Below are 25,706 nucleotides of genomic sequence, written 5' to 3'. Positions count from 1 at the left end.
TTTGGGAGCTTTTTTTATTAGTTAAAATAGTTTTCTAAGCCGCTTCTAATGCCGTCTGTCACTCTTTCTCTATAAGCGTTCGTGCTGACAACCGCTTCTTCTTGAGGATGGCTCAAGTAGCCGAGTTCAAACAATGCGGCCGGCTGTTTATTTTCTCTTAATACGAAGTAGTCCCCGAATAATACGCCGCGGCTTGGCAGAGGCGAGTGTTTTTCGATCTCGGACTGCACGTCTGCTGCGAGCTTCCGGTCTTTGGACGGGCTGTAGTAATAGGCGGTATTTCCCCTTACGGACGCGTTTGCAAAACTATCATAATGAATGCTGATAAAAGCGTCGGCGTTTCGATAGTGAGAGGTCGCGACCCGCGACTGAAGGCTGACGAAAGAATCGTCATTCCGCGTCATATAGACGTTGACGCCATCGGCTCTCAGTTTCGCGGCAAGAAGCGTTGCCGTTTTGATGGTCAGCCGTTTTTCCAGCGTCCCCCGCGTTCCGATTGTCCCGCTGTCATGTCCTCCGTGTCCGGCATCGATGACAACCGTTTTATTTTTGATTGTGCCGCTCGCGCTTGACCGCTTTGCCAAAGGCGGTGCTGCGCTTTTCGAATCTCCGGCTGAGCCAGACTGGTCAGCGGTCTGAACGACCCAGTTTGCCACATAGGCGGAATCGCCGTTTGACAGTTTGATTTCATACCAGTCGCCTTTTGCAGAGACGATCGGGTAAGACTCGCCTTTCCCTGCGCGCTTGACGATCGCTGAGGATGTCGAAGGCCCGCTTCTAACATTTGTGCCTTCATACACGATGGTGGCCTGCTGTTTTGACCCGGAGCCGCTGCTTGTTTCCGAAGTTCCGCTTTTCTGTTTGGGTCCTTCGAGAATATAGTGGCTTGCGACCCAGCCCTTTTGACCATTAAATTCGATTTCATACCAGCCGTGCTGTTCGTTTAAAATCGTCACACTTGCATTCCGTTGAAGCGACGCAATAATCCGTCCTTGATGGGAAGCTGTGCTTCTGACATTTAAGGTGGATACGCCGACCGTTCCTGATTTTGTTGATGAAGCGCGTGATGAAGACGATTGAGACTGTTTTGCTCCTGAACCTTGATTGACATAGTCTGAATGGACCCAGCCAGTGATGTTCTGATAGGAAATCTTTACCCAGTTTCCGTCGGTCTTTAGCAGGTCAGCCTGTTCTCCTTCAGGGAATACGCCTTGGACTTCATATGAAGTGCCGGGGCCTTTTCTGATTCTCAGGTTTGCTTCGGAAGATGTGACTTTTCCCGCCGCTGAATCAGAGCCGTTGGAGACTTGGCTTTTTTTCTTGATCAGCCAGGATACAACCCATCCTTTTTGTCCGCCGTTCAGCTGGATCTGGACCCAATCCCCGCGCTCTTCAAGAATCGGATAGCTTTCATTCCGGCTGACGACGCTGACGATTTCATGGCTCAGTCCGGGTCCGCTCCTGACATTGATTTCATCGGTGGCAATCACGGCTTCCCCGATGGCTGCAGAAGCTGTGTTTGACGATGTATAAAAGGCTGCTTGTGCTGCCAGCATCATCGATAGGATCAATACTGTTCTTTTTTTCATATTGTTACCCATCTCCTCCTTTCGGTAAAAAACTTGGAACACTACTTCTTCTTCTATATCGTATATTCCTTGCCGTTTTTTTAATAAAATGAAAATGATTTGTTTATACTATAGAAAAAAGATATCAAAAGGATGTTGTTGTGTGAGGTATAATCAAAGAATGGGCAGAGCGATCCATGAGCAAGATGCAAATCTGCATCTAAAGGATCATGCGGATCCGGAGCAAGCCGGCTTTATGGAAGAAACGGCGACTGAGCTGGGGCTCGCGTCCAAAGAATCAATTCAGAATAAAAAGAACCGCAAATAGGGTTGACATGCACACTTAACACTCGTATTATAATATAAATTAGTGTACATATGAGTTGAACTGAAGATGGAGAATAGTAGGCAAGAGTACGTGAAAAGAGAGGAACCGCCCTGGGCTGAAAGCGGTCTGCACGGTATCTTGACCGAATGAACACTCCGAAGGTTTCCCGCTGAAAGCCCGGCAGAACTTGCGAGCAATTAGGCGGCGGACGTGAACCTGCGTTAAAGGCATGAGCGGGAACGGGTTGATCGTTCCAACTAGGGTGGCACCACGGGTATAACTCTCGTCCCTACTATTGGTTTTATAGTAGGTTCGGGGGTTTTTTTATTTCCATAAATGAAAAAAAGCATTTAAGTCATGAGGAGGATTTAAAAATGGGATTTAATATTCCAAGGGGAACACAAGATATTCTCCCAGGAGAATCGGAACGCTGGCAATACGTCGAAAAGATTGCGAGAGAAACGTGTCACGCATATCAATATAAAGAAATCCGGACGCCTATTTTTGAACATACAGAACTATTTTCCCGCGGGGTGGGAGAATCGACCGATATCGTGCAAAAGGAAATGTACACATTCGCAGACAAAAAAGGAAGAAGCCTGACGCTTCGTCCTGAAGGCACTGCATCAGCAGTACGCTCTTTTGTGGAAAACAAACTTTTTGCTAATCCGGTTCAGCCGACGAAACTTTACTACATTGGACCGATGTTCCGCTATGAAAGGCCGCAGACAGGCCGCTACCGCCAATTTTATCAATTCGGCATCGAAGCGATCGGTTCGAACGATCCGGCGATTGACGCGGAAGTCATTGCCTTGGCGATGAGCGTATACCGGAAAGCGGGTCTCAGCAATCTGAAGCTGGTCATTAACAGCCTCGGCGACAAAGAGAGCCGAACCGCTCACAGAGAAGCGCTGATCCGCCACTTTGAGCCGAGGATCGACGAGTTTTGTTCAGACTGTCAAAAACGGCTCCGGCAAAATCCGCTGCGGATTCTGGACTGTAAAAAAGACAGGGATCATGAACTGCTGAAAACCGCTCCTTCTATTCTTGACTACTTAAATGAAGAATCCAAAGCCTATTTTGCGAAAGTGCAGCAATATCTGACCGACATCGGCATTGCGTTTGAGGTCGATCCGAACCTGGTGAGAGGTCTTGACTATTACAATCACACAGCTTTTGAAATCATGAGCAATGCCGAAGGTTTCGGAGCGATTACAACGCTTGCTGGCGGAGGGCGCTATGACGGCCTTACCGAGGAGTTCGGCGGACCGAAAGCGCCGGGCATCGGCTTTGCAATGAGTATCGAACGTCTTCTCGCCGCACTGGACGCGGAAAATGTGAAAGTCGGAGCGGATGAAGGCATTGACTGCTATATCGTGACACTTGGCGACAAAGCCAAAGACTATTCTGTATCCCTCCTTTATAAATTGAGAGAAGCAGGAATTTCCGCCGAAATCGACTATGAACAGAAAAAAATGAAAGGCCAGTTTAAATCCGCCGACCGTCTCAATGCGAAATATATCGCTGTTTTGGGCGAGGATGAACTGAGCCAAAATCAAATGAATGTCAAAGATGCGAAAACAGGAGATCAACAGGCCATCGGCCTTGATGAATTCATCCATTTCTTGAAAACAAACACTGAAAGTTAAAGGAGAGGACCGCTTTGTTTGGACGAACATATTATTGTGGCGAAATAACGGAGAAGGCGATCGGAGAATCCGTCGTTTTAAAAGGATGGGTTCAAAAAAGACGCGATCTCGGAGGCTTGATTTTTATTGATTTGAGAGACCGCACCGGCATTGTGCAGGTTGTATTTAATCCCGACGTTTCCAAAGACGCCCTTGAAACAGCTGAAAGCATCCGCAGCGAATATGTGCTTGACATTACAGGAAAAGTCGTTGCCCGTGAAGAAGCAACAGTCAATCCGAACTTGAAAACCGGGAGAATCGAAATCCAGGCGGAATCGGTCAATGTGCTGAGTGCGGCCAAAACGCCGCCTTTTGCGATCAGCGACCAGGCTTCAGAAGTGTCTGAAGACATCAGGTTGAAGCACCGCTATCTCGACTTGCGCCGACCGGAGATGTTCAACACCTTAAAAATGCGCCATAACGTTACAAAAGCCGTCCGCAGCTTCCTTGATGACAACGGCTTTATCGATATTGAAACACCGGTGTTGACAAAAAAAACGCCTGAAGGAGCGCGCGACTATCTCGTACCGAGCCGCGTCCATGAAGGAGAATTTTACGCGCTGCCGCAGTCTCCGCAGCTTTTCAAACAGCTGTTGATGGTGTCCGGCTTTGACCGCTATTATCAAATCGCACGCTGCTTCAGGGACGAAGATTTGCGCGCCGACCGCCAGCCGGAGTTTACGCAGATCGATATCGAAATGTCATTTATGAACCAGGAAGACATCATGAAGCTCGCTGAAGAAATGATGGCGAAAGTCATGCTCGAAACGCACGGTGTGGACATTTCTCTGCCGCTGCCGAGAATGTCATATCAGGATGCGATGAACCTTTACGGATCCGACAAACCGGATACCCGCTTTGACATGCTTTTGACCGATGTATCAGAAAACGTAAAGGATTCCGATTTTAAAGTGTTTGCGTCAGCTGTGGCAAACGGAGGCGCGGTTAAAGCGATAAACGTTAAAGGCGCTGCATCTAAATATTCGCGGAAAGACATTGACGCACTCGGCGAATTCGCCGCAAACTACGGGGCGAAAGGGCTGGCATGGCTGAAAGCCGAAGCGGACGGACTGAAAGGCCCGATTGCGAAGTTCTTCCAGGACGAAAAACAGCAGGTGCTCATTGAAGCGCTTGACGCGAAGGAAGGGGACCTCATCCTCTTTGTCGCAGACCGGCTGGAAGTCGCCAATGACGCGCTCGGCGCGCTGCGCTTAAAGCTCGGAAAAGAATTGAATCTGATCGATGAAAGCTTGTTCAACTTTTTATGGGTCGTTGATTGGCCGCTTCTTGAGTATGATTCAGAAGAAGGACGTTTCTATGCGGCACACCACCCGTTCACGATGCCTGTCCGGGAAGACCTTGATCTGGTCGACACGAATCCGGAAGACATGAAAGCGCAAGCCTATGATCTTGTCTTAAACGGCTATGAGCTGGGCGGTGGATCAATCCGTATTTTTGAAAAAGATGTTCAGGAGAAAATGTTTGCGCTTTTGGGCCTATCTGAGGAAGAGACGAAAGAGCAGTTCGGCTTCCTGCTTGAAGCGTTTGAATACGGGGCTCCCCCGCACGGCGGAATCGCGCTCGGCCTTGACCGGCTTGTGATGCTGCTCAGCGGCCGCACCAACCTGAGAGATACGATCGCATTCCCGAAAACGGCAAGCGCAAGCTGTTTGTTGATGGAAGCACCTAGCGAAGTGGACAGCGCCCAGCTCGATGAGCTGCACCTGTCAATCAACCGCAAAGTTCGACAGTAAATTGTAAAATATACGGCCGCACATCCCATTGAAAATCAAAGGGACGTATGATATCATTTTAACAAATAAAGTCCTGATGTGTTTGTTGTACACCTAGTTTTGACCGAACATTTTTTTACTTGGGAGTTCGACGTTTCCAAATGGAGCAAATGCCTCTTATCACTCGTGTGCTCAGGAGGACTTGCAAAGTTTGGAACAGAACACCCACCTGCCGAGAGCGGGATCAAAACGAAGGAATACGACAACGGCACAATCGGGACTTTTTTTGTGCTTGAAAAAGCCTTTTTCGGCCATACATAGGATAATCTATGAGGCGAAGCGAAAAAATATGACGGGAAAATGAAATAGACCGCTTGTTTAATCACCCGATTATGATAAGATACTATCGGTAACTGTTAATAAAGATGGAGTGAGATTCTTGTTACATCAGTTTTCACGCAATGAATTAGCGATTGGAAAAGAAGGTTTAAATATTTTAAAAAACAGCACGGTCGCCGTTTTAGGCGTCGGCGGGGTCGGCTCTTTCGCCGCGGAAGCGCTCGCCCGTTCTGGTGTCGGCAGAATCGTGATGGTCGATAAAGACGATGTTGACATCACCAATGTCAACCGTCAGCTGCCGGCTTTACTTTCAACGGTCGGACAGCCGAAAGTGGACTTAATGAAAGCGAGAATCGCCGATATTAATCCTGAGTGTGATGTCATCGCTTTAAAAATGTTCTATACCGAAGAGACGTATGAACAGTTTTTTGCTTATGAACCGGATTATGTAATCGACGCGTCAGATACGATTCATTATAAAATTCACTTAATGAAAGAGTGCCTGAAGCGGGACATCAACATCATTTCAAGCATGGGAGCGGCCAATAAAACAGATCCGACAAGGTTCCAAGTGGCCGATATTTCAAAAACCCACACCGATCCGATTGCAAAAGTCATCCGGACGAGGCTTCGCAAGGAAGGCATTACGAAAGGCATTAAAGTCGTCTTTTCTGACGAAAGCCCGATCGTGATCCGCGAAGACGTACGCCAAATCGTCGGAAATGACGAAGCGAAAATCCGCAAAGCGCAGATGCCGCCGTCTTCGAATGCTTTTGTTCCGTCAGTCGCAGGCTTGATCATGGGCGGCCATGTGATCATGGAGCTTTTGAAAGATATTCCGATCAAAAGGGTGAAAGATAAGTAATACAAAAATGACGGCAACGGTGCTGTCGTTTAAGATTGTTAACAAAATCCCAAAACTAAAAGCCGCTTTGGGATTTTGTCATCCTTTAAAGCTTAGTGTAAGAATAAACAGCCTGTTCCCCATATGAAAAGGGAACAGGCTGTTTATTATTTTTGTTTCATCAGCTTGTCATATACTTGTTTCAGCGCGAGCTCAAATTTTCCTGTCTGCTTCGGCTGATAGTAAACTTTGTTTTTCAGCGGATCAGGCAGGTACTGCTGTTTGACCCAGCCATTCTCGTAATTGTGCGGATATTTGTATTCGACGCCTCTGCCAAGCTCTGCGGCTCCTTTATAATGGGCGTCTTTTAAATGGTTCGGCACATCGCCGATCTTTCCGGAACGGACATCTGACAGCGCTTCGTCAACCGCAAGGATCGCCGAGTTCGATTTAGGAGACAGGCAAAGCTCGATCACGGCGTTGGCGAGCGGAATCCTTGCCTCCGGAAATCCGATTCGTTCCGCCGTTTGAATAGCTTGAAGCGTTCTTCCTCCAGCCTGCGGACTCGCCAGGCCGATATCTTCATAGGCGATAACAAGCAGCCTCCGTGCAAGGCTTTCCAAATCCCCCGCTTCAATGAGCCTTGCCAGATAATGAAGTGCCGCATTGACATCAGAGCCTCTGATCGATTTTTGGAAAGCGGAAATGACATCATAATGCGCGTCTCCATCTTTGTCGTGGACAAAGCTTTTTTTCTGCAGGCATTCTTCTGCGATTTCCAATGTAATGCGGATGGTTCCTTCGCTGTTTTCCTTTGTGGACAATACGGCAAGCTCGAGCGCATTCAAAGCGGAGCGGACATCGCCGCCGCAGCCGCGGGCCATATGGTCAAGGGCTTCATCGTCGAGGGCAACATCATAAGAACCGAGGCCTCTGTGTTCATCCTCAAGCGCCCGTTTAATGGCCGCTTTGATTTGTTCAGAGTCTAATGGCTGCAGCTCGAAAATCTGCGTTCTGCTTCTGATCGCCGGATTGATCGCATGGTACGGGTTGGCTGTCGTCGCCCCGATCATAATAATCATGCCGTTTTCCAAATACGGAAGGAGAAAGTCCTGCTTGCCTTTGTCGAGCCGGTGCACTTCATCAAGGATTAAGATGACCTGCCCCGACATTTTGGCTTCGGCGGCAACGGCTTCCATATCCTTTTTATTATTGATGACAGCGTTCAGCTTTCGGAAAGTGATGCTTGTGCTGCCGGCAATCGCCGTGGCGATCGACGTTTTGCCGATGCCCGGGGGGCCGTACAGAATCATCGATGAGAGGTGTTTGGCCTGCACCATCCGATGAATGATCTTTCCTTCTCCGACCAGATGATCCTGGCCGAGAACCTCTTCGATTTTTGTAGGGCGCATTCGAAATGCGAGTGGTTTCATGATTGATCTCTCCCGAATGTATTCTTTTTATAGAGTAACGGAAAAAAGACGATTAGAAAAGAAATGAATATGGCAAGCTGAATATAGGGCCGAAAATGAAAGTTTATATAAAGTGTGCTATAATAACCTGTAATCTATCAGAAGGGCAAGGCTGGAACCTTGCCTTAACCGAGTTTTTAATATATAACAGATGCTTAAAAACCAACAGCCGGCTTGCACCGGTAATTTCATTTGGAGAACGGCTTATGCCTTGTTAGGATGTGCCGGGCGCCTCCTGCGTCCGAACGGGACTCGGCTGCGTGCTTTTTCCTCCTGCGAGGAACGCCGAGTAGCTTTGTCCTGGTGAGAAAGGAGACTCGGCTAAAGGCTTTCGCGTCCTGCGAGGAACGCCGAGTAGCTTTGTTCTGGTGAGAAAGGAGACTCGGCTAAAGGCTTTCGTGTCCTGCGAGGAACGCCGAGTAGCTTTGTCCTGGTGAGAAAAGGAGACTCGGCTAAAGGCTTTCGCGTCCTGCGAAAAACGCCGAGTACCTTCGTCCTGAAGGCATGATTTATTATAGGTTAGAGGTGTTTATTTTGAAAATATCAACTAAAGGCAGATACGGGCTGACGATTATGATTGAGCTTGCTAAAAAGCATGGGGAAGGCCCGACTTCTTTGAAAAGTATTGCTCAGACAAACGATTTATCGGAACATTATTTGGAACAGCTTGTTTCACCTTTGCGGAACGCAGGGCTTGTGAAAAGCATCCGCGGCGCGTACGGCGGCTATATTCTGGGTGACGAGCCTGAGGCGATTACGGCGGGCGATATCATTCGCGTTCTGGAAGGACCGATCAGCCCGGTGGAAGTACTTGAAAATGAGGAGCCGGCAAAGCGCGAGCTGTGGATCAAGATTCGCGACGCTGTCAAGGAAGTGCTGGACTCCACGACGCTTGAAGACTTGGCCAGCTATACAGAGGGCGAGCAAGAAGCGTATATGTTTTACATTTAAGATTGAGGTGTAATGGTAGGATGGAACGGATTTACTTAGACCATGCAGCGACTTCTCCGACTGACCCACGGGTAGTGGAAAAAATGCTGCCTTACTTAACGGAAAACTTCGGAAACCCTTCAAGCATTCATTCCTTTGGGAGGGAGAGCCGAAAATGGCTTGACGGCACGAGGGAGATGATCGCTCGGGAAATCGGAGCGCATCCCAATGAAATCGTTTTTACGAGCGGGGGAACCGAAGCCGACAATATGGCGATTCTCGGAACCGCGCTGGCGAGAGAGCAGCAGGGCCGCCACATCATCACGACAAAAGTCGAGCACCACGCCGTTCTGCATACGTGCAACAGGCTTGAAGAAATGGGATTTGACGTCACATATCTTGATGTCGACGAAAGCGGAAGAATCTCCGCCGAGCAGGTGAAAGACGCGCTGCGGGACGATACCATCCTGGTGACGGTAATGTATGGAAACAATGAAGTGGGAACGATTCAGCCGATAGATGAGATCGGCGATCTGCTAAAAGACCATCGGGCGCTGTTTCATACAGATGCGGTACAAGCCTTCGGATTTTTGCCGATTGATGTGCAAAAAAGCCGCATCGATATGATGTCAGTCTCCGGACATAAACTGAACGGGCCGAAGGGGACAGGCTTCTTATACGTCAACGAAAACGTGAAGCTCAGCCAGCTGCTTTTCGGAGGAGAGCAGGAACGCAAACGCCGGGCGGGAACGGAAAATGTCCCGGGAATCGCGGGACTCGGTGAAGCCGTTTTGCTGTCAGGTCAGGAAAGAGAAGAAAAATCGGCGCTTTACCGCCGGTTTAAAGACATCGTCATTCGTACGCTGAAAGCAGATGGCGTCTCCTTCGATGTGAACGGCAGCAGAGAGCACAGCCTGCCGCATATTTTAAATCTGTATTTTCCGGGAGTATCTGTTGAATCGCTGCTCGTTAATCTCGATATGGCGGGAATTGCAGTATCGAGCGGATCGGCGTGCACGGCCGGATCTGTGCTTCCGTCCCATGTTCTCTCCGCCATGTTTGGCGAGGAAGATGACCGGCTGACGTCATCCATACGGATCAGCTTCGGCTTTGGCAATACAGAGGAGCAGGTGGAGCGGGCCGCGAAAGAACTTGCGGCAATTGTTCAGCGCCTGTCATAAGTGCCGGGAAGCGACGCTCCGAGCTAAAGATTCGCATCTTGCCCGAAAATGATGATATGATCTGAAAGGACAAGTTTTTGAATTGATTTATTGGAGTTGATGAAAATGACGAAGCGGCCTGAAGATACACGGGTGGTCGTCGGAATGTCCGGAGGCGTTGATTCCTCTGTGGCGGCTTTGCTTTTGAAAGAGCAGGGCTATGATGTCATCGGAATTTTTATGAAAAACTGGGATGACACAGATGAGAACGGTTTTTGCACAGCGACGGAAGATTACGAAGATGTTATAAAGGTATGTAATCAAATCGGAATTCCGTACTATGCGGTAAATTTTGAAAAGCAGTATTGGGAAAAGGTTTTTCAATATTTCCTTGATGAATATAAAGCGGGCAGAACGCCGAACCCGGATGTGATGTGCAACAAAGAGATTAAATTTAAAGCCTTTTTGGAGCACGCTTTGTCGCTTGGAGCCGATTATTTGGCCACCGGCCACTATGCGCGGGTCGACCGTACGGACGGACGTGTTAAAATGCTCAGAGGGCTGGACGAAAATAAAGATCAGACCTATTTTCTTAACCAGCTGACAGAAGAGCAGTTAAGCAAAGTGCTGTTTCCGATCGGCGAGCTTCAAAAAAGCCGCGTCAGGGAAATCGCAAAAGAAGCGGGGCTTGCGACAGCTTCCAAAAAAGACAGCACAGGCATCTGCTTTATCGGAGAACGGAACTTCAAAACGTTTCTCAGCCAGTACCTTCCAGCACAGCCGGGAGATATGCGGACGATGGAAGGCGAATTCAAAGGCCGCCACGACGGTTTAATGTACTATACGATCGGACAAAGGCACGGCCTCGGCATCGGCGGAAGCGGAGACCCTTGGTTCGTCGTCGGAAAAGACCTTGAAAAAAACATCTTGTATGTTGACCAAGGATTCGACAATCCGCTTCTTTTCTCCGATAAGATCACGGCGACAAACGTAAGCTTTGTGCATGACGGCGTCTTCGGCGGCGAAGACGAGCTCGCCTGCACGGCCAAATTCCGCTATCGCCAAGCCGATCACGAAGTCACTGTCAGAATGACCGGGACAGATGAAGCAGAGGTCGTCTTTAAAGAGCCGGTCCGCGCCGTTACGCCGGGACAAGCGGTTGTCTTTTACAGAGGTGAAGAATGCCTAGGCGGCGGAACGATTGATGATGTGTTTAAAGACGGACAACAACTTTGGTATGTATAAAACCGGGGCTCTGGATAACACCCCGGAGCTTCTCGAACGGCTGCCGGCAATGTCGGCGGCCTTTTTAAAATAGTTCGTGAAAGGGAGAGGGCTTTTGGATTACAATCAAATTGGAATAGATGCTATGCAAAAAGGCGACTTTGAAAAAGCCGCAGAAGCCTTTACAAAGGCAATTGATGAAAACAGCGGCGATCCGGTGCCTTATATCAACTTTGCCAATCTGCTTTCGGCAGTCGGGGAACTGGACAGGGCGCTTAAGTTTTACGACCGGGCGGCTGCTTTGGACGAGAAAGCGGGAGCAGCTTATTATGGAGCCGGGAATGTCTATGTCATGAAAGAACGGTATCAAGAAGCGAAGGACATGTTTGAAAAAGCGCATCGGACGGGCATGGAAAACAGCGACTTATATTATATGCTCGGGACGACGCTTGTGAAGCTTGAGCAGCCGAAGCTCGCGATGCCGTATTTGCAAAGGGCCGCTGAGCTGAACGATACGGATGTCGAAGCCCGTTTTCAATACGCGATGTGCCTTGCCAATGAAGGGATGCTGGACGAAGCGATCACGGAGTTTTCAAATGTAACAGAGCGCGATCCGTCCCATGCAGATGCTTTTTATAATTTAGGCGTTGCCTATGCGTTTAAGGAAGATCGGGAAACCGCGCTTGCCATGCTGAACAAGGCGCTGGACATTCAGCCGGACCATATGCTCAGCATTCGCGCCAAGCAGCTTTTGGAAGAAGCTTGATTGATCAAGGGCCGTCATAACGGATTTTGAATGGAGAGGGGGAGAACAGTGATGCAGCGCCATAACCCGGACCAAATTGAAATGGAAGAAGCTTCATTTGTAAAAGGAACGGTTGCGGCTGTCATTTATCATAATGAAACAAACCTGTATACCGTATTAAAGGTAAAAGTGGAAGAAACATCGGAGTCTTTTGAAGACAAAACCGTTTCTGTCACGGGTTACTTTCCTTTGATCCATGAAGACGATATCTACACTTTTTACGGAAAAACCGCCTCCCATCCGAAATTTGGCCTGCAATTTCAAGCGGATCATTTTAAAAAAGAAGTGCCGACAACGAAAGAAGGCGTGATCCAATACTTGGCCAGCGATTTATTTGAAGGAATCGGCAAAAAAACGGCCGAGGAAATTGTTAATAAGCTTGGGGAAGGTGCGATCAACAAAATTTTAAGCGACGGCGCCGTCCTGTATGATGTTCCGAAGCTCTCCAAAAAAAAGGCGGATAAGCTTGCCGCTGCCCTGCAGCAGCATCAGGGGCTCGAACAGATTATGATCTCCTTGAGCGAATTCGGCTTCGGCCCTCAGCTGTCCATGAAAATTTATCAGGCGTATGAAGCGGAAACGCTTGATAAAATCCGAGAAAATCCGTACCAGCTTGTCAAGGATGTCGAAGGAATCGGCTTTATCAAGGCGGACGAACTGGGCGGCAGAATGGGGATCTCAGGCAAACATGAAGAGCGGATCAAGGCGGCGATTTTATACACGGTTGAAGCGACATGCCTTCAAGAAGGGCATACATACATAGACACGAGACAGCTCATCATCGAGACGCAAAAACTGTTAAACCAGTCTGCAGGTGATGAAAAAGTAACCGAGATGGATGTGGCGGACGCGATCATTTCTTTAGGGGAGCAAAAAGAGCTGTTCATTGAAGATGAAAGGTGTTATTATCCGTCCCTTTACTACGCTGAACAAAGCTTTGCCAAAAGGGTGCAGAAAATCGCCGGACAGACCGAATACGATGACCAGTTTCCCGAATCGGAATTCCTGCTCGCTTTAGGGGAGCTTGAAGAACGGATGAAAGTGCAGTACGCGCCAAGTCAAAAAGAAGCGATTCAAAAAGCGCTGATGTCGCCGATGCTGCTTTTGACAGGCGGACCGGGAACCGGGAAAACGACCGTCATTAGGGGAATCGTCGAGTTGTACAGTGAGCTGCACGGCTTAAGCTTAAATCCGGCTGATTACAAAAAGGATGAAACGTTTCCGTTTGTGCTCGCAGCACCGACCGGCCGGGCCGCTAAGCGGATGAGCGAGTCGACCGGGTTGCCGGCCGTGACGATTCACAGGCTTCTCGGCTGGAATGGAGCCGAAGGATTTACGCACGATGAAGACAATCCGATTGACGGACGGCTGCTCATCATTGATGAAACGAGCATGCTTGATATATGGCTCGCCAACCAATTGTTCAAGGCGATTCCCGACCGGATTCAGGTCATCATGGTCGGAGATGAAGATCAGCTTCCGTCCGTCGGTCCCGGACAGGTGCTGAGGGATCTTTTGGCATCGAATGTCATTCCTTCTGTCAGATTAACCGATATTTACAGGCAGGCTGAAGGCTCTTCCATCGTTGAACTGGCGCATGAAATGAAACAAGGAAAGCTTCCGGAAAACTTGACCGCGCCGACAAAAGACCGTTCTTTCATTCGCTGCCGCCAGCAGCAGATTAAAGAAGTCGTCGAAAAAGTCGTCAAAAACGCGCTGCAAAAAGGGTATTCGGCCAGGGATATTCAGATTTTGGCTCCGATGTACAGGGGAGCAGCCGGTATCAACGAGTTAAACGCGCTTTTGCAGGGCATCCTGAATCCCCCGAAGCCGAAAGGCAGGGAAATGAAGTACGGCGATGTCGTGTACCGTACCGGGGATAAAGTGCTTCAGCTCGTCAACCAGCCGGAACACAACGTGTTTAACGGTGATATGGGTGAGATCGTCTCGATTTTTTATGCAAAAGAAAATACGGAAAAAGAAGATATGGCCGTCGTCTCTTTCGACGGGAATGAAATCACCTTTACAAAAAAAGATTTTAACCAATTTACGCACGCCTATTGCTGTTCAATCCACAAATCGCAGGGCAGCGAATTTCCGATCGTCATCCTTCCGGTCGTCAAAAGCTATTACCGCATGCTGAGAAGGAACTTGCTTTACACGGCCATCACAAGAAGCAAGAAATTCCTGATTTTGTGCGGGGAAGAAGAGGCCCTTGAATGGGGCGTGAAAAATAAGGAATCATCGGAAAGGCAGACATCGCTTAAAAGAAGGCTTCAGCAGGCGGCGCATGAAGAGGATGAAGAGCTCATGGCGCTGCAAAAAGAGCTGCCTTTTAGCGTCTATGACGCCAATATCGGGATGGAAGGCATTACACCTTTTGATTTTATGGAAAAGGAAGCAGAATAAGTGTTTTTCATGGAATCCATTTCATCGTATGAGTCGCGTCGCAACAGCAGATCATAAGAATGTTCGTAAAAAGGTGGTTGATCACACTTTGAGAACATGCAATGAGCTGGAAGGACTCAATGTTTACGACAGACAATCTTCTCTCCCGCTTGGGGTGGTAACAGATATCTGTTTTTCCAATGAAGGGACATGTCTCGGATTGATTATGGAAGAGAAGCGGCGCTTTTACAATCCCCGTTCGCTTCTTCCGCTTCCCGCTGTCACCGAAATCGGACGTGACAGCGTATATGTTGATTTCACCGAATTCAAGCCGATGCAAATCCCGAAGCAGAGTCTTTCTTATGACCAGATGAAACAAAAAATGGTCAAAAACGGAGCAGGAGATACGCTGGGCATGCTGGAAGATGTATACTTTTCTTCCGACACGGGCATAATCGTAGCATATGAACTATCAGACGGTTTTTTTGCCGATTTGTCAGGCGACAAAAAGCAGATTCACTCATCTGGGGAACCGCTTGAAGTAGGCAGAAGCACAATCGTCTTGAACGAATAAGAGGTGTGTGTTCAAATGCTCGTTTGCCCGAATTGCAAAAGCAAAAACATCGGCAAAATCGGTGTAAATCAATATTACTGCTGGGGATGCTTTATTGAGCTGACCCTTTCAAAAGGAAAAATTTCGACTCATCAAGTCGAAGAGGACGGAACATTGAGCAGCCTGGACGATCTGTTTTCAGATGACGAACGAACGATTAACCTTTGAATGGAGGTTAGAAAGTTGAATCGTACAATGACTTCTCTCATTTCTTTAGGAGCCGGGGCTTTGATGTACTACATGGCGTCTCAGAACGATATGATGAACAAGCGAAACATGAGAAAGCTGAGAAGACGCGTCATGAAAATGTTTTAAGCAGAAGGGATACCCTTAAAAGGGTGTCCCTTTTTTCTTCGGGAATAATTACAAGCAGAAATCAAAAGCTAACAAGGGGTGAAAAAAATGCTGAAAAAACCGCTGCAGCTTTTAATGTGGGTCTCGATCTTCATGCTTTTGCTATTAACCGTCTATATCTTTTTGCAGCTGAGAATGATTTGGGAGCCTGTCTGCGTGCTGCTGAAGTCGATTCTGATTCCGCTTGTAATTGCGGTTTTTATCACCTATCTGCTTTTGCCTGTCGTTGAAAAGATACACCGGGCCGGCGTGCCGAGAACATTGAGTATTTTGCTGATTTATGTTCTGTTTTTTGCCGGTCTCGGCTATGCCTTTTACAAAGGGGTGCCGATCCTCATTAAACAGCTGACAGAGCTATCAGAGGGAATTCCGTTTCTTGCCGCATCTTACGAAAGCATGCTGGATCAGCTGCATCATCATACAGACGGCTGGCCCGACGGCATGCACGACAGGATCGACAGGTTCGTCAATCAGACGGAGGAATTCGTAGCAAGCTGGGTAGAACGGACGATCAGAAGCATCCGGTTCGTTTTTGATTATATGCTCGTGGCGGCGATTATTCCTTTTTTAGTATTCTACATGGTGAAAGATATTGATACGATGAAGAAGGCGGTATGGTATTTGACGCCTTCTTCATGGAGGGCGAGAGGCAGCGAATTCATCCGCGATGTCGATGATTCTCTTGGAGACTACATCAGAGGCCAGCTTTTTGTCTGTCTTGTCATCGGCTTGGGAGCGAGCCTGTCATTTTGGTTTTTTGACCTGCCCTATCCGCTGATCCTCGGCCTTGTCATCGGCGCGACAAATGTCATCCCGTATTTCGGTCCCGTCATCGGCGCGATTCCCGCCGTTATGGTAGCTGCCGCTTTATCGACGAGGCTCGTTTTCGTGGTGATCATTACGATTTTGGTGCTGCAGTTTATCGAAGGCAATATTCTCGGCCCTCTTGTCGTCGGCAAAAGCCTGCATATGCATCCCGTCGTCATTATGCTTGGATTGCTGGCGGGCGGGGAGCTTGCCGGCATCATCGGCATGATTCTGGCTGTGCCTGTCATGGCCGTTATCAAAGTGATGCTCGTCCATTTTTTAGCGGCAAGAAAAGCGTGAGCGGCAGAAGTTTGACATAACGGCTTCCGTTGTCTATAATTTCGAAATAGACATACATACGTATCTCGATTGACGGATCCGAGTATACTGAAGCCCTGTTTTATAGAGAGAAGCTCCATTGCGGTGAAAGAGCTTTAACAGAAGATCAGTAGAAGCTAATCCTGAGTGCAGGCGAAAACCTGCCGTCTTCATCCGGCGTTATTCGGATATCAAGGTGATGGGCGTTTTGTTACGACCATAATCAGGGTGGTACCGCGAGAGGAGCTCTCGTCCCTGTGTAAACGTTGTTTGCATAGGGCGGGGGCTTTTTCATTTGCATGTGCATCATTTAAAGGAGGAAAAAAATAATGAAGACATTGACATCCGCACAAGTGCGCCAAATGTTTTTAGATTTTTTTAAAGAAAAAGGGCATGCCGTTGAACCGAGCGCCTCTCTTATTCCGCATGAAGATCCCTCCCTGCTTTGGATCAACAGCGGAGTTGCGACGCTGAAAAAATATTTTGACGGACGGGTTGTGCCGGAGAATCCGCGCATCTGCAACGCTCAAAAATCAATCAGGACGAACGATATTGAAAATGTCGGGAAAACAGCCCGCCACCATACGTTCTTTGAAATGCTCGGGAACTTTTCGATCGGCGATTATTTCAAAGAAGAAGCGATCGAGTGGGCATGGGAATTTTTAACCGATCAAAAATGGATCGGCTTCGATCCCGAACGGCTGTCAGTCACGGTCCATCCGGAAGATGACGAAGCGTATGAATTATGGTCAAAAAAAATCGGCGTTCCTGAGGAACGGATCATCAGACTGGAAGGAAACTTCTGGGATATCGGTGAAGGCCCGAGCGGACCGAATACCGAAATTTTCTATGACCGCGGTGAAGATTATGGAAATGACCCGTCTGATCCGGAACTTTACCCGGGTGGGGAGAACGAGCGTTACCTTGAAGTATGGAATCTTGTGTTCTCCGAGTTCAACCACAATCCTGACGGAACATACACACCGCTTCCGAAGAAAAACATCGATACGGGGATGGGCCTTGAACGGATGGTATCTGTTATTCAAGATGCCAAGACGAACTATGATACGGATTTGTTTATGCCGATCATCAAGGCGACAGAAGCCATTTCAGGAGAAAAGTACGGCACATCTGCTGAAAAAGATACGGCATTTAAGGTTGTGGCCGACCATATTCGAACGGCTGCGTTTGCGGTCGGCGACGGAGCGCTTCCGTCGAACGAGGGGCGCGGCTATGTCATCAGAAGACTGCTTCGCCGCGCTGTCCGCTATGCGAAGTCCATCAATATTAACCGTCCGTTTATGTATGAGCTCGTGCCGGTAGTTGCCGACATCATGGCCGCATTCTACGGCGAAGTCAAAGAAAAAGCGGACTTTATCGCGAAAGTCATCAAAACAGAGGAAGAACGCTTCCATGAAACATTGCACGAGGGCTTGGCGATTCTCTCAGAAGTGATTCAAAAGGAAAAAGCAAAAGGAAACCGCATTATTTCCGGGGAAGATGTCTTTAAACTGTATGATACGTATGGATTCCCTGTTGAACTGACCGAAGAATACGCCGAAGATGAAGGCATGGAAGTCGATCATGACGGATTTGAGCGCGAGATGGACAAGCAGCGCGAACGGGCCCGGCAGGCGCGCCAGGACGTCGGCAGCATGCAGGTTCAAGGCGGCGCTCTCCGCGATATCATGACAAAAAGCGAATTCATCGGCTATTCCGATATCAAAACGGAAACGAAAATCGCCGAGCTTCTTCAAGACGGGGAACTTGCCGACCTCGTTCAAGAAGGCAAGAAAGTTCAGTTTATCCTGGAAAAAACCCCGTTCTATGCTGAAAGCGGCGGGCAAATCGGTGATAGAGGCTGGGTTAAAAGCGGGGATGCCGCGATTCGCGTCACAGACGTTAAAAAAGCGCCGAACGGCCAGAACCTGCATGAAGGGATCGTGGAAAGCGGCGCAATTAAAAGAGGCATGAGCGTGACCGCAGAAGTCACGGAGCGGCTAAGAAAAGACATCGTCAAAAACCATACCGCGACACATTTGCTTCACCAGGCGCTGAAAGATGTGCTCGGTACGCATGTCAACCAGGCCGGCTCGCTAGTCACTGACAGCCGTCTGCGCTTTGACTTCTCTCACTTTGGACAGGTGACTAAGGAAGAACTCGAACAAATAGAAACAAAAGTGAACGAGAAAATTTGGGCATCGATTCCTGTGCAAATCGACTTAAAACCGATTGATGAAGCGAAAGCGATGGGAGCCATGGCGCTGTTTGGCGAAAAATATGGAGACATCGTCCGCGTCGTTCAAGTTGGCGACTACAGCATCGAGCTGTGCGGAGGCTGCCACGTGAGAAACACGGCTGAAATCGGTCTCTTTAAGATCGTGTCCGAATCAGGCATCGGGGCCGGCACCCGCAGAATCGAAGCGGTAACTGGGCAGGGCGCTTATGAAGAGATGAACGCCAAACTGGAGCTTCTCGAGCAGGCGGCAGAAGTCCTGAAAACCAATGTGAAGGAAGTGCCGAAACGGATCGAAGCGCTCCAGTCTGATCTGAAAGAAGCTCAGAGAGAAAACGAATCTTTATTGGCGAAACTGGGAAATAAAGAAGCCGGAGAGATTTTAGAAAAAGTAAAAGAAATTGACGGAATCAAACTGCTCGCAGAAAAAGTGAATGCCAAAGATATGAATCACCTGCGCACAATGGTTGACGATCTGAAGGCGAAACTGGGCTCAGCCGTCATCGTTCTCGGGGCGGTTCAAAACGAAAAAGTGAATATTTCCGCCGGAGTTACAAAAGATTTAATAGAGCGGGGTTTCCACGCAGGCAAGCTTGTCAAGCAAGTCGCAGAAGCATGCGGAGGCGGCGGAGGCGGCCGTCCAGACATGGCGCAGGCGGGGGGAAAACAGCCTGAGCGGCTTGCTGAAGCATTAGCATCTGCGGAAGAATGGGTGAAATCCGTTTTATAAATAGCCGTTGTGGTGTAGAATGGTGATTAGAAGGTAATCAGGCTGAAACTTTGCCTGCGAATTTGGGAAAGAGGTGCAAAACGGTGAGCTCATTTGATAAGACGATGAAATTTAACTTTTCCGACGATTCGATGGAAACCAATGTAAATGAAGTGCTGATAACCGTCCATGATGCGCTTCAGGAAAAAGGCTACAACCCGATCAACCAAATTGTCGGATACCTGCTATCAGGAGATCCCGCTTACATTCCAAGGCATCGAGATGCACGTAACCTGATTCGGAAAATAGAAAGAGACGAGATAATCGAAGAATTGGTTAAATCGTACTTAGAACAGCATAAAGAGGCGTAAACAAGCATGCGAATATTAGGTCTGGATTTAGGTTCGAAAACGCTCGGCGTAGCGTTGAGCGATGAAATGGGCTGGACGGCTCAAGGGATAGAAACGATTAAAATCGACGAGGCGGGCGGTGACTACGGCTTGAACCGCCTCGCCGAATTGACGAAAGACTATGTCATTGACAAGATTGTACTCGGTTTTCCCAAAAACATGAATGGAACCGTCGGCCCGAGGGGGGAGGCGAGCCAGAAGTTCGCGGAAGTGCTTGAAGAAACGTTTCAAGTTCCCGTCGTGCTTTGGGACGAGCGCCTCTCGACAATGGCGGCCGAAAGAATGCTGATTTCAGCAGATGTAAGCAGGCAGAAAAGAAAAAAAGTAATAGATAAAATGGCGGCCGTGATGATCCTTCAAGGATATCTCGACAGCCTAAACTCATGAGGTGATTAAGATGGAACACGGAGAAAAAAACATTACGATTGTAGACGACAAAGGAAACGAACAGCTGTGTGAAGTGCTCTTCACATTTGACAGCGATCAGTTTAACAAGTCATACGTGCTTTATTATCCGGTTGAAGCACAGGACGAGGAAGAGATCGAGATCCATGCTTCAAGCTTCGTACCGAATGAAGCCGGAGAAGACGGCGAACTGATGCCGATTGAAACAGAAGAAGAGTGGGATATGATCGAAGAGACGCTGAACACGTTTTTAGCGGATGAAGACGAAGAAGAATAAAGCAGCGGCTGAACCGCTTGACAAAATCCTAAAACTTAAACCGTTTTAGGATTTTGTCATTTTTTAAATGGGCATCTGCAATCATTTGCGCCCTGCTGCCGACAGGCGGCTTTTTTTATTAAAACATTTTGTAATAAATTGCCGAATGATAACGAATCATGTAGTATATACCATGGGAGGAGAGGAGGACACCAATGTTTGAAGATCAGACAAAGAAACCGTTTATAAAAAGACTCCTTAAACATAAAATAAAGTTTTGGCTGACTGTGGTCGCGGTTCTGCTGATTTTAACCGCAGGCGCTGTTTCGCTCTACGTCAAATCGGCGCTCGAACCGGTCGATAAAAATAATGCAAAAACGGTCAGCGTCTATATTCCGGAAGGATCGACCGTTACGTCCATCGCCGCCAAACTGAAAAAAGAGGACCTAATTAAAAACGAAAAAGTATTTATCGCTTATGTGAAATTTAAAAATGCCTCCGGCTTTCAAGCGGGGAACTTTCAGCTCAGCCAGTCGATGGATGCGGCCGGCATGGTCAAAAAGCTGACGAGCGCTTCGCATGTACCGGCATTTAAAATTACCGTTCCTGAAGGAAGACAGCTCCAGGAAATCGCAGCTATCATCGCCGGACAAACCAACTACTCGGCAGCGGACATTATGAAAAAGCTGGATGACCGCGAATTCATCAGCCGATTAAAACAGAAGTATCCGAAACTGATCACCGACGACGTGCTAAACAAGAATATCAAGCATCCGCTTGAAGGATACCTGTATCCTGCGACATATCCGTTTTACGACCCTGAGACGAAGCTGGACGCAATCATCGAAGCGATGATCAAACAAACAGATCAGCTGGCTGAAAAGTATGAAAAGCAGATGAAAGACAAAAAGATGTCCGTCCACAAAGCCTTGACGATGGCTTCGTTAATTGAAGAAGAAGCTACCGAAAAAGCGGACCGGCATAAAATCTCAAGCGTCTTTTACAACCGCATCAGCAAAAACATGCCATTGCAAACGGATCCGACCGTTTTATACGCGCTTGGGGAGCATAAAAACCGTGTCATGTACAAAGACCTTGAAGCGGATTCCCCGTATAATACGTACAAACATGCCGGTCTACCGCCTGGGCCGATTGCTAACGCGGGAGAGAGCTCCTGGGAAGCGGCATTAAATCCGGAGCAAACAGACTATGTTTATTTCCTTGCAAAGAAAAATGGGGAAGTCGTCTTTACAAAAACGCTTGAAGAACACAATAAAGCAAAAGCAAAATACATTACGAACACACAGGACGAGGAAAAAGGAGAGTAAAAATTACTCTCCTTTTATTCGCAAATACAAAGGTTTTATGATAAAATATATCGGGTTGTTTATTGAGAAAAGACAGTCGACTGCTTTAGGAGAGTGCTGCACATCTGACCTAAGGCTCTTTTTTATGAAAGGGAGGCCATCTGCCCGTGAAGATTGGACACGAAGAATTGACCGGCTATCTTGAAAAGCTGCTGAAGCAAAGGCCGGCTGAAATTATGAAACTGGAGGCCTATGCCGAAAAGCATGGCGTGCCCATTATGGAACCGACAGGAATCGAAGTGCTCCTGCAGCTTCTTTCACTCAAAAATCCGAAAAAAATTCTTGAAATCGGTACCGCCATCGGTTATTCGGCGATTCGGATGGCACTTGCCCTTCCCGAAGCTGAAATCTTTACGATCGAGCGCGATGAAGACAGGTATCGGGAAGCGTTGAAAAACATCCGGTCATTCCAGCTTGAAAACAGAATTCACGTGTTCTTCGGCGATGCGCTCAGCGAATCGGACGCCGTTCAATCGATGGCTCCTTATGATGCGCTTTTTATCGATGCCGCAAAAGGCCAGTATCAGAAGTTTTTCAGTATATATGAAAAAATGCTCGCCGATGACGGCATCATTTTTACTGACAATGTCCTTTTCAAAGGCCTTGTCGCATCAGATTACAATCAGATCGAAAACAAGCGCATCAAAAAGCTTGTATCGAAAATAGATCATTACAATCATTGGCTGATGGAGCATCCTGACTACCACACGGCGATCCTGCCTGTGGGCGACGGATTGGCCGTCAGTCAAAAAAGAGGTGAACGGATATGAAAAAGCCTGAACTGCTTGTGACGCCGACGGCTGTTTCGGATATTAAGCCTTTGGCAGAGGCGGGCGCCGATGCGTTTATCATCGGTGAACAAAGGTTCGGTCTGCGTTTAGCCGGGGAGTTTTCCAGAGAGGAAGTAAAAGAAGCCATCATTCAGGCTCATCAAAAAGGCGCAAAAGTATATGTTGCCGTGAATGCGATTTTTCACAATGACCGGGTTCCAGAACTGAATGACTACCTTTCTTTCTTGGACGAGGCAGGCGCCGATGCGGTTGTCTTCGGCGATCCCGCCGTACTGATGGCTGCACGGGAATCAGCGCCGAATATGAAACTTCACTGGAATACGGAAACGACCGCAACCAACCATTATTCCTGCAACTATTGGGGGCGAAAGGGCGCGAAGCGCGCGGTGCTCGCAAGAGAGCTCAACATGGACAGCATCGTTGAGATTAAAGAGAAAGCAGAAGTCGAGATCGAAATTCAGGTTCACGGCATGACATGTATGTTCCAGTCAAAGCGCTCCCTGATCGGCAACTATTTTGAATACCAGGGAAAAGTCATGGATATCGAAGGAAAGAAAAAAGAAAAAGGCATGTATCTTCATGATAAAGAACGCGGTAACAAATATCCGATTTTCGAAGACGAAAACGGCACGCACATCATGAGTCCGAATGACGTCTGCATCATTGATGAGCTTGAGGATTTAATCGATGCCGGCGTCGATTCATTTAAAATTGAAGGGATTTTAAAATCGGTCGAATACATGACTGAGGTAACGGCCATGTACCGCGAAGCCATCGACCTTTGCATCGCAGACAGAGAAGCATACGAAGACAAGAAAGAACAATGGATCGAGCGGATTGAACAGCTGCAGCCTGCAAACCGCAGCATCGATACCGGATTCTTTTTCAAAGAAACAGTATACTAAAAGGAGGGATAGCCATGTCTGCAGTAAAAGATAAAATTTCCAAAATCGTTGATGGAAAACGCGTCATTACGAAAAAGCCAGAACTTCTTGCTCCGGCGGGAAATTTGGAAAAACTGAAAATCGCTGTCCACTATGGCGCAGACGCTGTATTTATCGGCGGACGTGAATATGGACTCCGCTCAAACGCAGATAACTTTTCAATTGAAGAAATGGCTGAAGGTGTCGAATTTGCGAAAAAATACGGCGCAAGAATTTATGTGACGACAAACATTTTTGCGCATGAAGAAAATATCGACGGGCTAGAAGACTATTTGCGCGACCTCGAGGGAGCAGGCGTGTCAGGCATTATCGTCGCTGATCCCCTGATCATTGAAACATGCCGCAGGGTCGCGCCGAAGCTGGAAGTGCATTTGAGCACCCAGCAGTCCCTTTCAAACTGGAAAGCCGTTCAGTTCTGGAAGGAAGAAGGCCTTGAGCGGGTCGTGCTCGCACGCGAAACGAGCGCACTTGAGATCAGAGAAATGAAAGAAAAAGTGGATATTGAAATCGAAACATTCATACATGGTGCGATGTGCATCGCTTATTCCGGCCGCTGCGTGCTCAGCAACCATATGACGGCCAGAGACTCTAACCGCGGAGGCTGCTGCCAGTCATGCCGATGGGACTATGATTTGTATCAGACGGACGGGGCGAATGCACTGCCGCTATATGAAGAAGGCGATGCACCGTTTGCGATGAGCCCGAAAGATCTGAAGCTGATCGAATCGATTCCGCAAATGATTGAAATGGGTATTGACAGCCTGAAAATCGAAGGCCGGATGAAATCGATCCACTACATTGCGACAGTCGTCAGTGTGTACAGAAAAGTGATCGATTCTTATTGCGCTGACCCCGAAAATTTCGTCATCAAAGAAGAATGGCTGAAAGAACTGGACAAATGCGCCAATAGAGACACGGCGCCTGCTTTCTTTGAAGGAACCCCCGGATATGAAGAGCAGATGTTCGGCGTTCACGGCAAAAAGACAACATACGACTTTGCCGGACTTGTCCTTGATTATGATGAAGAGACAAAAATGGTCACGCTCCAGCAGCGGAACTTCTTTAAAACCGGAGATGAAGTCGAATTTTTCGGTCCGGAAATCGAAAATTTCACATGCAAAATTGACACGATATGGGACGAAAAAGGCAATGTGCTTGATGCAGCCCGCCATCCCCTGCAGATCGTCAAATTTAAAGTGGACAACAAGATATATCCTAGCAACATGATGAGAAAGGGGCAGTAATGGCATGGGGAAAAAACCGGTAGTTATCGGCATAGCGGGAGGCTCCGGATCTGGAAAAACGAGCGTCACCAGATCCATTTATGAACAGTTTAAAGGTCATTCGATCTTGATGCTGGAACAGGATTTATATTATAAAGATCAGAGCCATCTGCCGTTTGAAGAGCGGCTGAACACGAACTACGACCATCCGCTTGCATTTGATAATGACTATTTGATCGAGCATTTAAACGAATTGCTTGCCTACAAGCCGATCAAAAAGCCGATTTACGATTACAAGCTGCATACGCGTTCAGAGGAAGTCGTGCACGTCGATCCGAAAGATGTTATTATTTTGGAAGGAATCCTTGTCCTCGAGGATGAAAGGCTCCGCGACTTAATGGACATCAAGCTGTATGTCGATACGGATGCCGACCTGCGGATCATCAGAAGGATGGTCAGAGACATAAAAGAAAGAGGACGTTCGATCGATTCTGTCATCGAGCAGTACATCTCAGTCGTCAGACCGATGCATAACCAGTTTGTCGAACCGACGAAACGCTATGCCGATATCATTATTCCGGAGGGCGGACAAAACCGCGTCGCCATCGACCTGATGGTAACAAAAATACAAACTATTCTTGAACAAAACGCGATTTTATAATAACATAGCATAGACAAACACAACTCTGACCATATTATGTATAGAAATTGAAGGGTTCTCATCCTGAGCCCTTCTTTAACTGTATAAGCACCATTTACCGGAGCCTTCCATCCGGTTTATATGATACTTTACA

24 protein-coding genes, 1 other RNA gene and 1 other annotated feature are annotated in these 25,706 nt (G+C 47.9%); of the genes, 23 read left to right on the top strand and 2 right to left on the bottom strand.

Going from position 1 to position 25,706, the window contains the following annotated elements; all coding sequences use genetic code 11:
• Window positions 1–17: 17 nt before the first annotated feature.
• Complete coding sequence (locus MHB72_RS15290) at window positions 18–1,589, bottom strand: SH3 domain-containing protein (protein WP_026579149.1); 1,572 nt, start codon at window positions 1,587–1,589, stop codon at window positions 18–20.
• A 142-nt stretch (window positions 1,590–1,731) separates the two neighbouring features.
• Between MHB72_RS15290 and MHB72_RS15285 the strand changes: the two genes are divergently transcribed.
• The 5 genes from MHB72_RS15285 (at window position 1,732) to MHB72_RS15265 (ending at window position 6,521) form a co-directional block, all read left to right on the top strand.
• Window positions 1,732–1,896, top strand: coding sequence for a YrzK family protein (locus tag MHB72_RS15285; RefSeq protein WP_023855388.1), 165 nt, complete (start codon window positions 1,732–1,734; stop codon window positions 1,894–1,896).
• Window positions 1,897–1,950: 54 nt separating this feature from the next.
• Window positions 1,951–2,190 (top strand) — a binding site (T-box leader).
• 80 nt (window positions 2,191–2,270) lie between these two features.
• Entirely contained in the window at window positions 2,271–3,545 is a 1,275-nt protein-coding gene (gene hisS, locus MHB72_RS15280; protein ID WP_023855387.1) for a histidine--tRNA ligase, read from the top strand.
• Between the two features lie 14 nt (window positions 3,546–3,559).
• On the top strand, window positions 3,560–5,338 hold the full coding sequence (gene aspS, locus MHB72_RS15275; RefSeq protein ID WP_023855386.1) for an aspartate--tRNA ligase: 1,779 nt from the start codon (window positions 3,560–3,562) through the stop codon (window positions 5,336–5,338).
• 67 nt (window positions 5,339–5,405) lie between these two features.
• Window positions 5,406–5,602: non-coding RNA, 6S RNA (gene ssrS, locus MHB72_RS15270), on the top strand.
• Between the two features lie 154 nt (window positions 5,603–5,756).
• Window positions 5,757–6,521: a tRNA threonylcarbamoyladenosine dehydratase gene (locus MHB72_RS15265; protein ID WP_025811059.1), complete on the top strand. Its 765-nt coding sequence runs from the start codon at window positions 5,757–5,759 to the stop codon at window positions 6,519–6,521.
• A 146-nt stretch (window positions 6,522–6,667) separates the two neighbouring features.
• Here MHB72_RS15265 and MHB72_RS15260 read toward each other — a convergent pair whose 3' ends face one another.
• Window positions 6,668–7,933 carry a replication-associated recombination protein A gene (locus MHB72_RS15260; RefSeq protein ID WP_216919888.1) on the bottom strand — a complete coding sequence of 422 codons (1,266 nt, stop codon included), beginning with the start codon at window positions 7,931–7,933 and terminating at the stop codon, window positions 6,668–6,670.
• A 573-nt stretch (window positions 7,934–8,506) separates the two neighbouring features.
• On the opposite strand from MHB72_RS15260, the gene cymR reads away from it, so the two are divergent.
• From cymR to udk, 18 genes are all read left to right on the top strand, one after another.
• Complete coding sequence (gene cymR, locus MHB72_RS15255) at window positions 8,507–8,923, top strand: cysteine metabolism transcriptional regulator CymR (protein WP_023855382.1); 417 nt, start codon at window positions 8,507–8,509, stop codon at window positions 8,921–8,923.
• A 20-nt stretch (window positions 8,924–8,943) separates the two neighbouring features.
• Window positions 8,944–10,083 (top strand): cysteine desulfurase family protein, encoded by a 1,140-nt coding sequence (locus MHB72_RS15250; RefSeq protein WP_025811060.1) that lies wholly within the window; start codon window positions 8,944–8,946, stop codon window positions 10,081–10,083.
• Window positions 10,084–10,188: 105 nt separating this feature from the next.
• On the top strand, window positions 10,189–11,307 hold the full coding sequence (mnmA, locus tag MHB72_RS15245) for a tRNA 2-thiouridine(34) synthase MnmA (RefSeq protein WP_216919891.1): 1,119 nt from the start codon (window positions 10,189–10,191) through the stop codon (window positions 11,305–11,307).
• Window positions 11,308–11,401: 94 nt separating this feature from the next.
• Window positions 11,402–12,052: a tetratricopeptide repeat protein gene (locus MHB72_RS15240; RefSeq protein WP_025811062.1), complete on the top strand. Its 651-nt coding sequence runs from the start codon at window positions 11,402–11,404 to the stop codon at window positions 12,050–12,052.
• Between the two features lie 51 nt (window positions 12,053–12,103).
• Complete coding sequence (gene recD2 / locus MHB72_RS15235) at window positions 12,104–14,500, top strand: SF1B family DNA helicase RecD2 (protein ID WP_023855378.1); 2,397 nt, start codon at window positions 12,104–12,106, stop codon at window positions 14,498–14,500.
• Between the two features lie 88 nt (window positions 14,501–14,588).
• A complete protein-coding gene (locus MHB72_RS15230; protein ID WP_023855377.1) occupies window positions 14,589–15,053 on the top strand; it encodes a PRC-barrel domain-containing protein in 465 nt (154 codons plus the stop codon).
• Between the two features lie 15 nt (window positions 15,054–15,068).
• Entirely contained in the window at window positions 15,069–15,260 is a 192-nt protein-coding gene (locus tag MHB72_RS15225) for a hypothetical protein (protein WP_016885531.1), read from the top strand.
• Window positions 15,261–15,275: 15 nt separating this feature from the next.
• Window positions 15,276–15,407 carry a YrzQ family protein gene (locus MHB72_RS15220; RefSeq protein WP_003183926.1) on the top strand — a complete coding sequence of 44 codons (132 nt, stop codon included), beginning with the start codon at window positions 15,276–15,278 and terminating at the stop codon, window positions 15,405–15,407.
• 87 nt (window positions 15,408–15,494) lie between these two features.
• Window positions 15,495–16,553 (top strand): AI-2E family transporter, encoded by a 1,059-nt coding sequence (locus MHB72_RS15215; RefSeq protein WP_023855376.1) that lies wholly within the window; start codon window positions 15,495–15,497, stop codon window positions 16,551–16,553.
• A gap of 347 nt (window positions 16,554–16,900) precedes the next feature.
• Window positions 16,901–19,537: an alanine--tRNA ligase gene (gene alaS, locus MHB72_RS15210; RefSeq protein WP_023855375.1), complete on the top strand. Its 2,637-nt coding sequence runs from the start codon at window positions 16,901–16,903 to the stop codon at window positions 19,535–19,537.
• An 83-nt stretch (window positions 19,538–19,620) separates the two neighbouring features.
• On the top strand, window positions 19,621–19,887 hold the full coding sequence (locus MHB72_RS15205) for an IreB family regulatory phosphoprotein (protein WP_003183920.1): 267 nt from the start codon (window positions 19,621–19,623) through the stop codon (window positions 19,885–19,887).
• A gap of 6 nt (window positions 19,888–19,893) precedes the next feature.
• Entirely contained in the window at window positions 19,894–20,313 is a 420-nt protein-coding gene (gene ruvX / locus MHB72_RS15200; protein ID WP_003183918.1) for a Holliday junction resolvase RuvX, read from the top strand.
• Window positions 20,314–20,323: 10 nt separating this feature from the next.
• Window positions 20,324–20,608, top strand: a complete 285-nt coding sequence (locus MHB72_RS15195) for a DUF1292 domain-containing protein (protein WP_016885528.1) — start codon at window positions 20,324–20,326, stop codon at window positions 20,606–20,608.
• A gap of 194 nt (window positions 20,609–20,802) precedes the next feature.
• Window positions 20,803–21,915 (top strand): endolytic transglycosylase MltG, encoded by a 1,113-nt coding sequence (gene mltG / locus MHB72_RS15190; protein ID WP_023855374.1) that lies wholly within the window; start codon window positions 20,803–20,805, stop codon window positions 21,913–21,915.
• A 146-nt stretch (window positions 21,916–22,061) separates the two neighbouring features.
• Window positions 22,062–22,724, top strand: coding sequence for an O-methyltransferase (locus tag MHB72_RS15185; protein ID WP_020452393.1), 663 nt, complete (start codon window positions 22,062–22,064; stop codon window positions 22,722–22,724).
• Window positions 22,721–23,650 (top strand): peptidase U32 family protein, encoded by a 930-nt coding sequence (locus MHB72_RS15180; RefSeq protein WP_216919893.1) that lies wholly within the window; start codon window positions 22,721–22,723, stop codon window positions 23,648–23,650. Before MHB72_RS15185 ends, MHB72_RS15180 begins: the two co-directional genes overlap by 4 nt.
• 14 nt (window positions 23,651–23,664) lie before the next feature.
• Window positions 23,665–24,933 carry a peptidase U32 family protein gene (locus MHB72_RS15175; protein WP_020452391.1) on the top strand — a complete coding sequence of 423 codons (1,269 nt, stop codon included), beginning with the start codon at window positions 23,665–23,667 and terminating at the stop codon, window positions 24,931–24,933.
• A gap of 4 nt (window positions 24,934–24,937) precedes the next feature.
• Complete coding sequence (udk, locus tag MHB72_RS15170; RefSeq protein WP_020452390.1) at window positions 24,938–25,573, top strand: uridine kinase; 636 nt, start codon at window positions 24,938–24,940, stop codon at window positions 25,571–25,573.
• Window positions 25,574–25,706 lie beyond the last annotated feature (133 nt).

It is taken from the genome of Bacillus sp. FSL K6-1284 (assembly GCF_038002625.1).
In the GTDB taxonomy this organism is placed as follows: domain Bacteria; phylum Bacillota; class Bacilli; order Bacillales; family Bacillaceae; genus Bacillus; species Bacillus paralicheniformis.
This window is presented reverse-complemented; position numbering and strand designations above follow the sequence as displayed.

Bases quoted from the DNA above. Each gene is read 5' to 3' on its own strand.
- MHB72_RS15290 (WP_026579149.1), bottom strand. From the start codon at position 1,589: ATGAAAAAAAGAACAGTATTGATCCTATCGATGATGCTGGCAGCACAA.
- hisS (WP_023855387.1), top strand. From the start codon at position 2,271: ATGGGATTTAATATTCCAAGGGGAACACAAGATATTCTCCCAGGAGAA.
- MHB72_RS15260 (WP_216919888.1), bottom strand. From the start codon at position 7,933: ATGAAACCACTCGCATTTCGAATGCGCCCTACAAAAATCGAAGAGGTT.
- MHB72_RS15250 (WP_025811060.1), top strand. From the start codon at position 8,944: ATGGAACGGATTTACTTAGACCATGCAGCGACTTCTCCGACTGACCCA.
- mnmA (WP_216919891.1), top strand. From the start codon at position 10,189: ATGACGAAGCGGCCTGAAGATACACGGGTGGTCGTCGGAATGTCCGGA.
- recD2 (WP_023855378.1), top strand. From the start codon at position 12,104: ATGCAGCGCCATAACCCGGACCAAATTGAAATGGAAGAAGCTTCATTT.
- MHB72_RS15225 (WP_016885531.1), top strand. From the start codon at position 15,069: ATGCTCGTTTGCCCGAATTGCAAAAGCAAAAACATCGGCAAAATCGGT.
- MHB72_RS15215 (WP_023855376.1), top strand. From the start codon at position 15,495: ATGCTGAAAAAACCGCTGCAGCTTTTAATGTGGGTCTCGATCTTCATG.
- alaS (WP_023855375.1), top strand. From the start codon at position 16,901: ATGAAGACATTGACATCCGCACAAGTGCGCCAAATGTTTTTAGATTTT.
- ruvX (WP_003183918.1), top strand. From the start codon at position 19,894: ATGCGAATATTAGGTCTGGATTTAGGTTCGAAAACGCTCGGCGTAGCG.
- MHB72_RS15195 (WP_016885528.1), top strand. From the start codon at position 20,324: ATGGAACACGGAGAAAAAAACATTACGATTGTAGACGACAAAGGAAAC.
- mltG (WP_023855374.1), top strand. From the start codon at position 20,803: ATGTTTGAAGATCAGACAAAGAAACCGTTTATAAAAAGACTCCTTAAA.
- MHB72_RS15180 (WP_216919893.1), top strand. From the start codon at position 22,721: ATGAAAAAGCCTGAACTGCTTGTGACGCCGACGGCTGTTTCGGATATT.
- MHB72_RS15175 (WP_020452391.1), top strand. From the start codon at position 23,665: ATGTCTGCAGTAAAAGATAAAATTTCCAAAATCGTTGATGGAAAACGC.
- udk (WP_020452390.1), top strand. From the start codon at position 24,938: ATGGGGAAAAAACCGGTAGTTATCGGCATAGCGGGAGGCTCCGGATCT.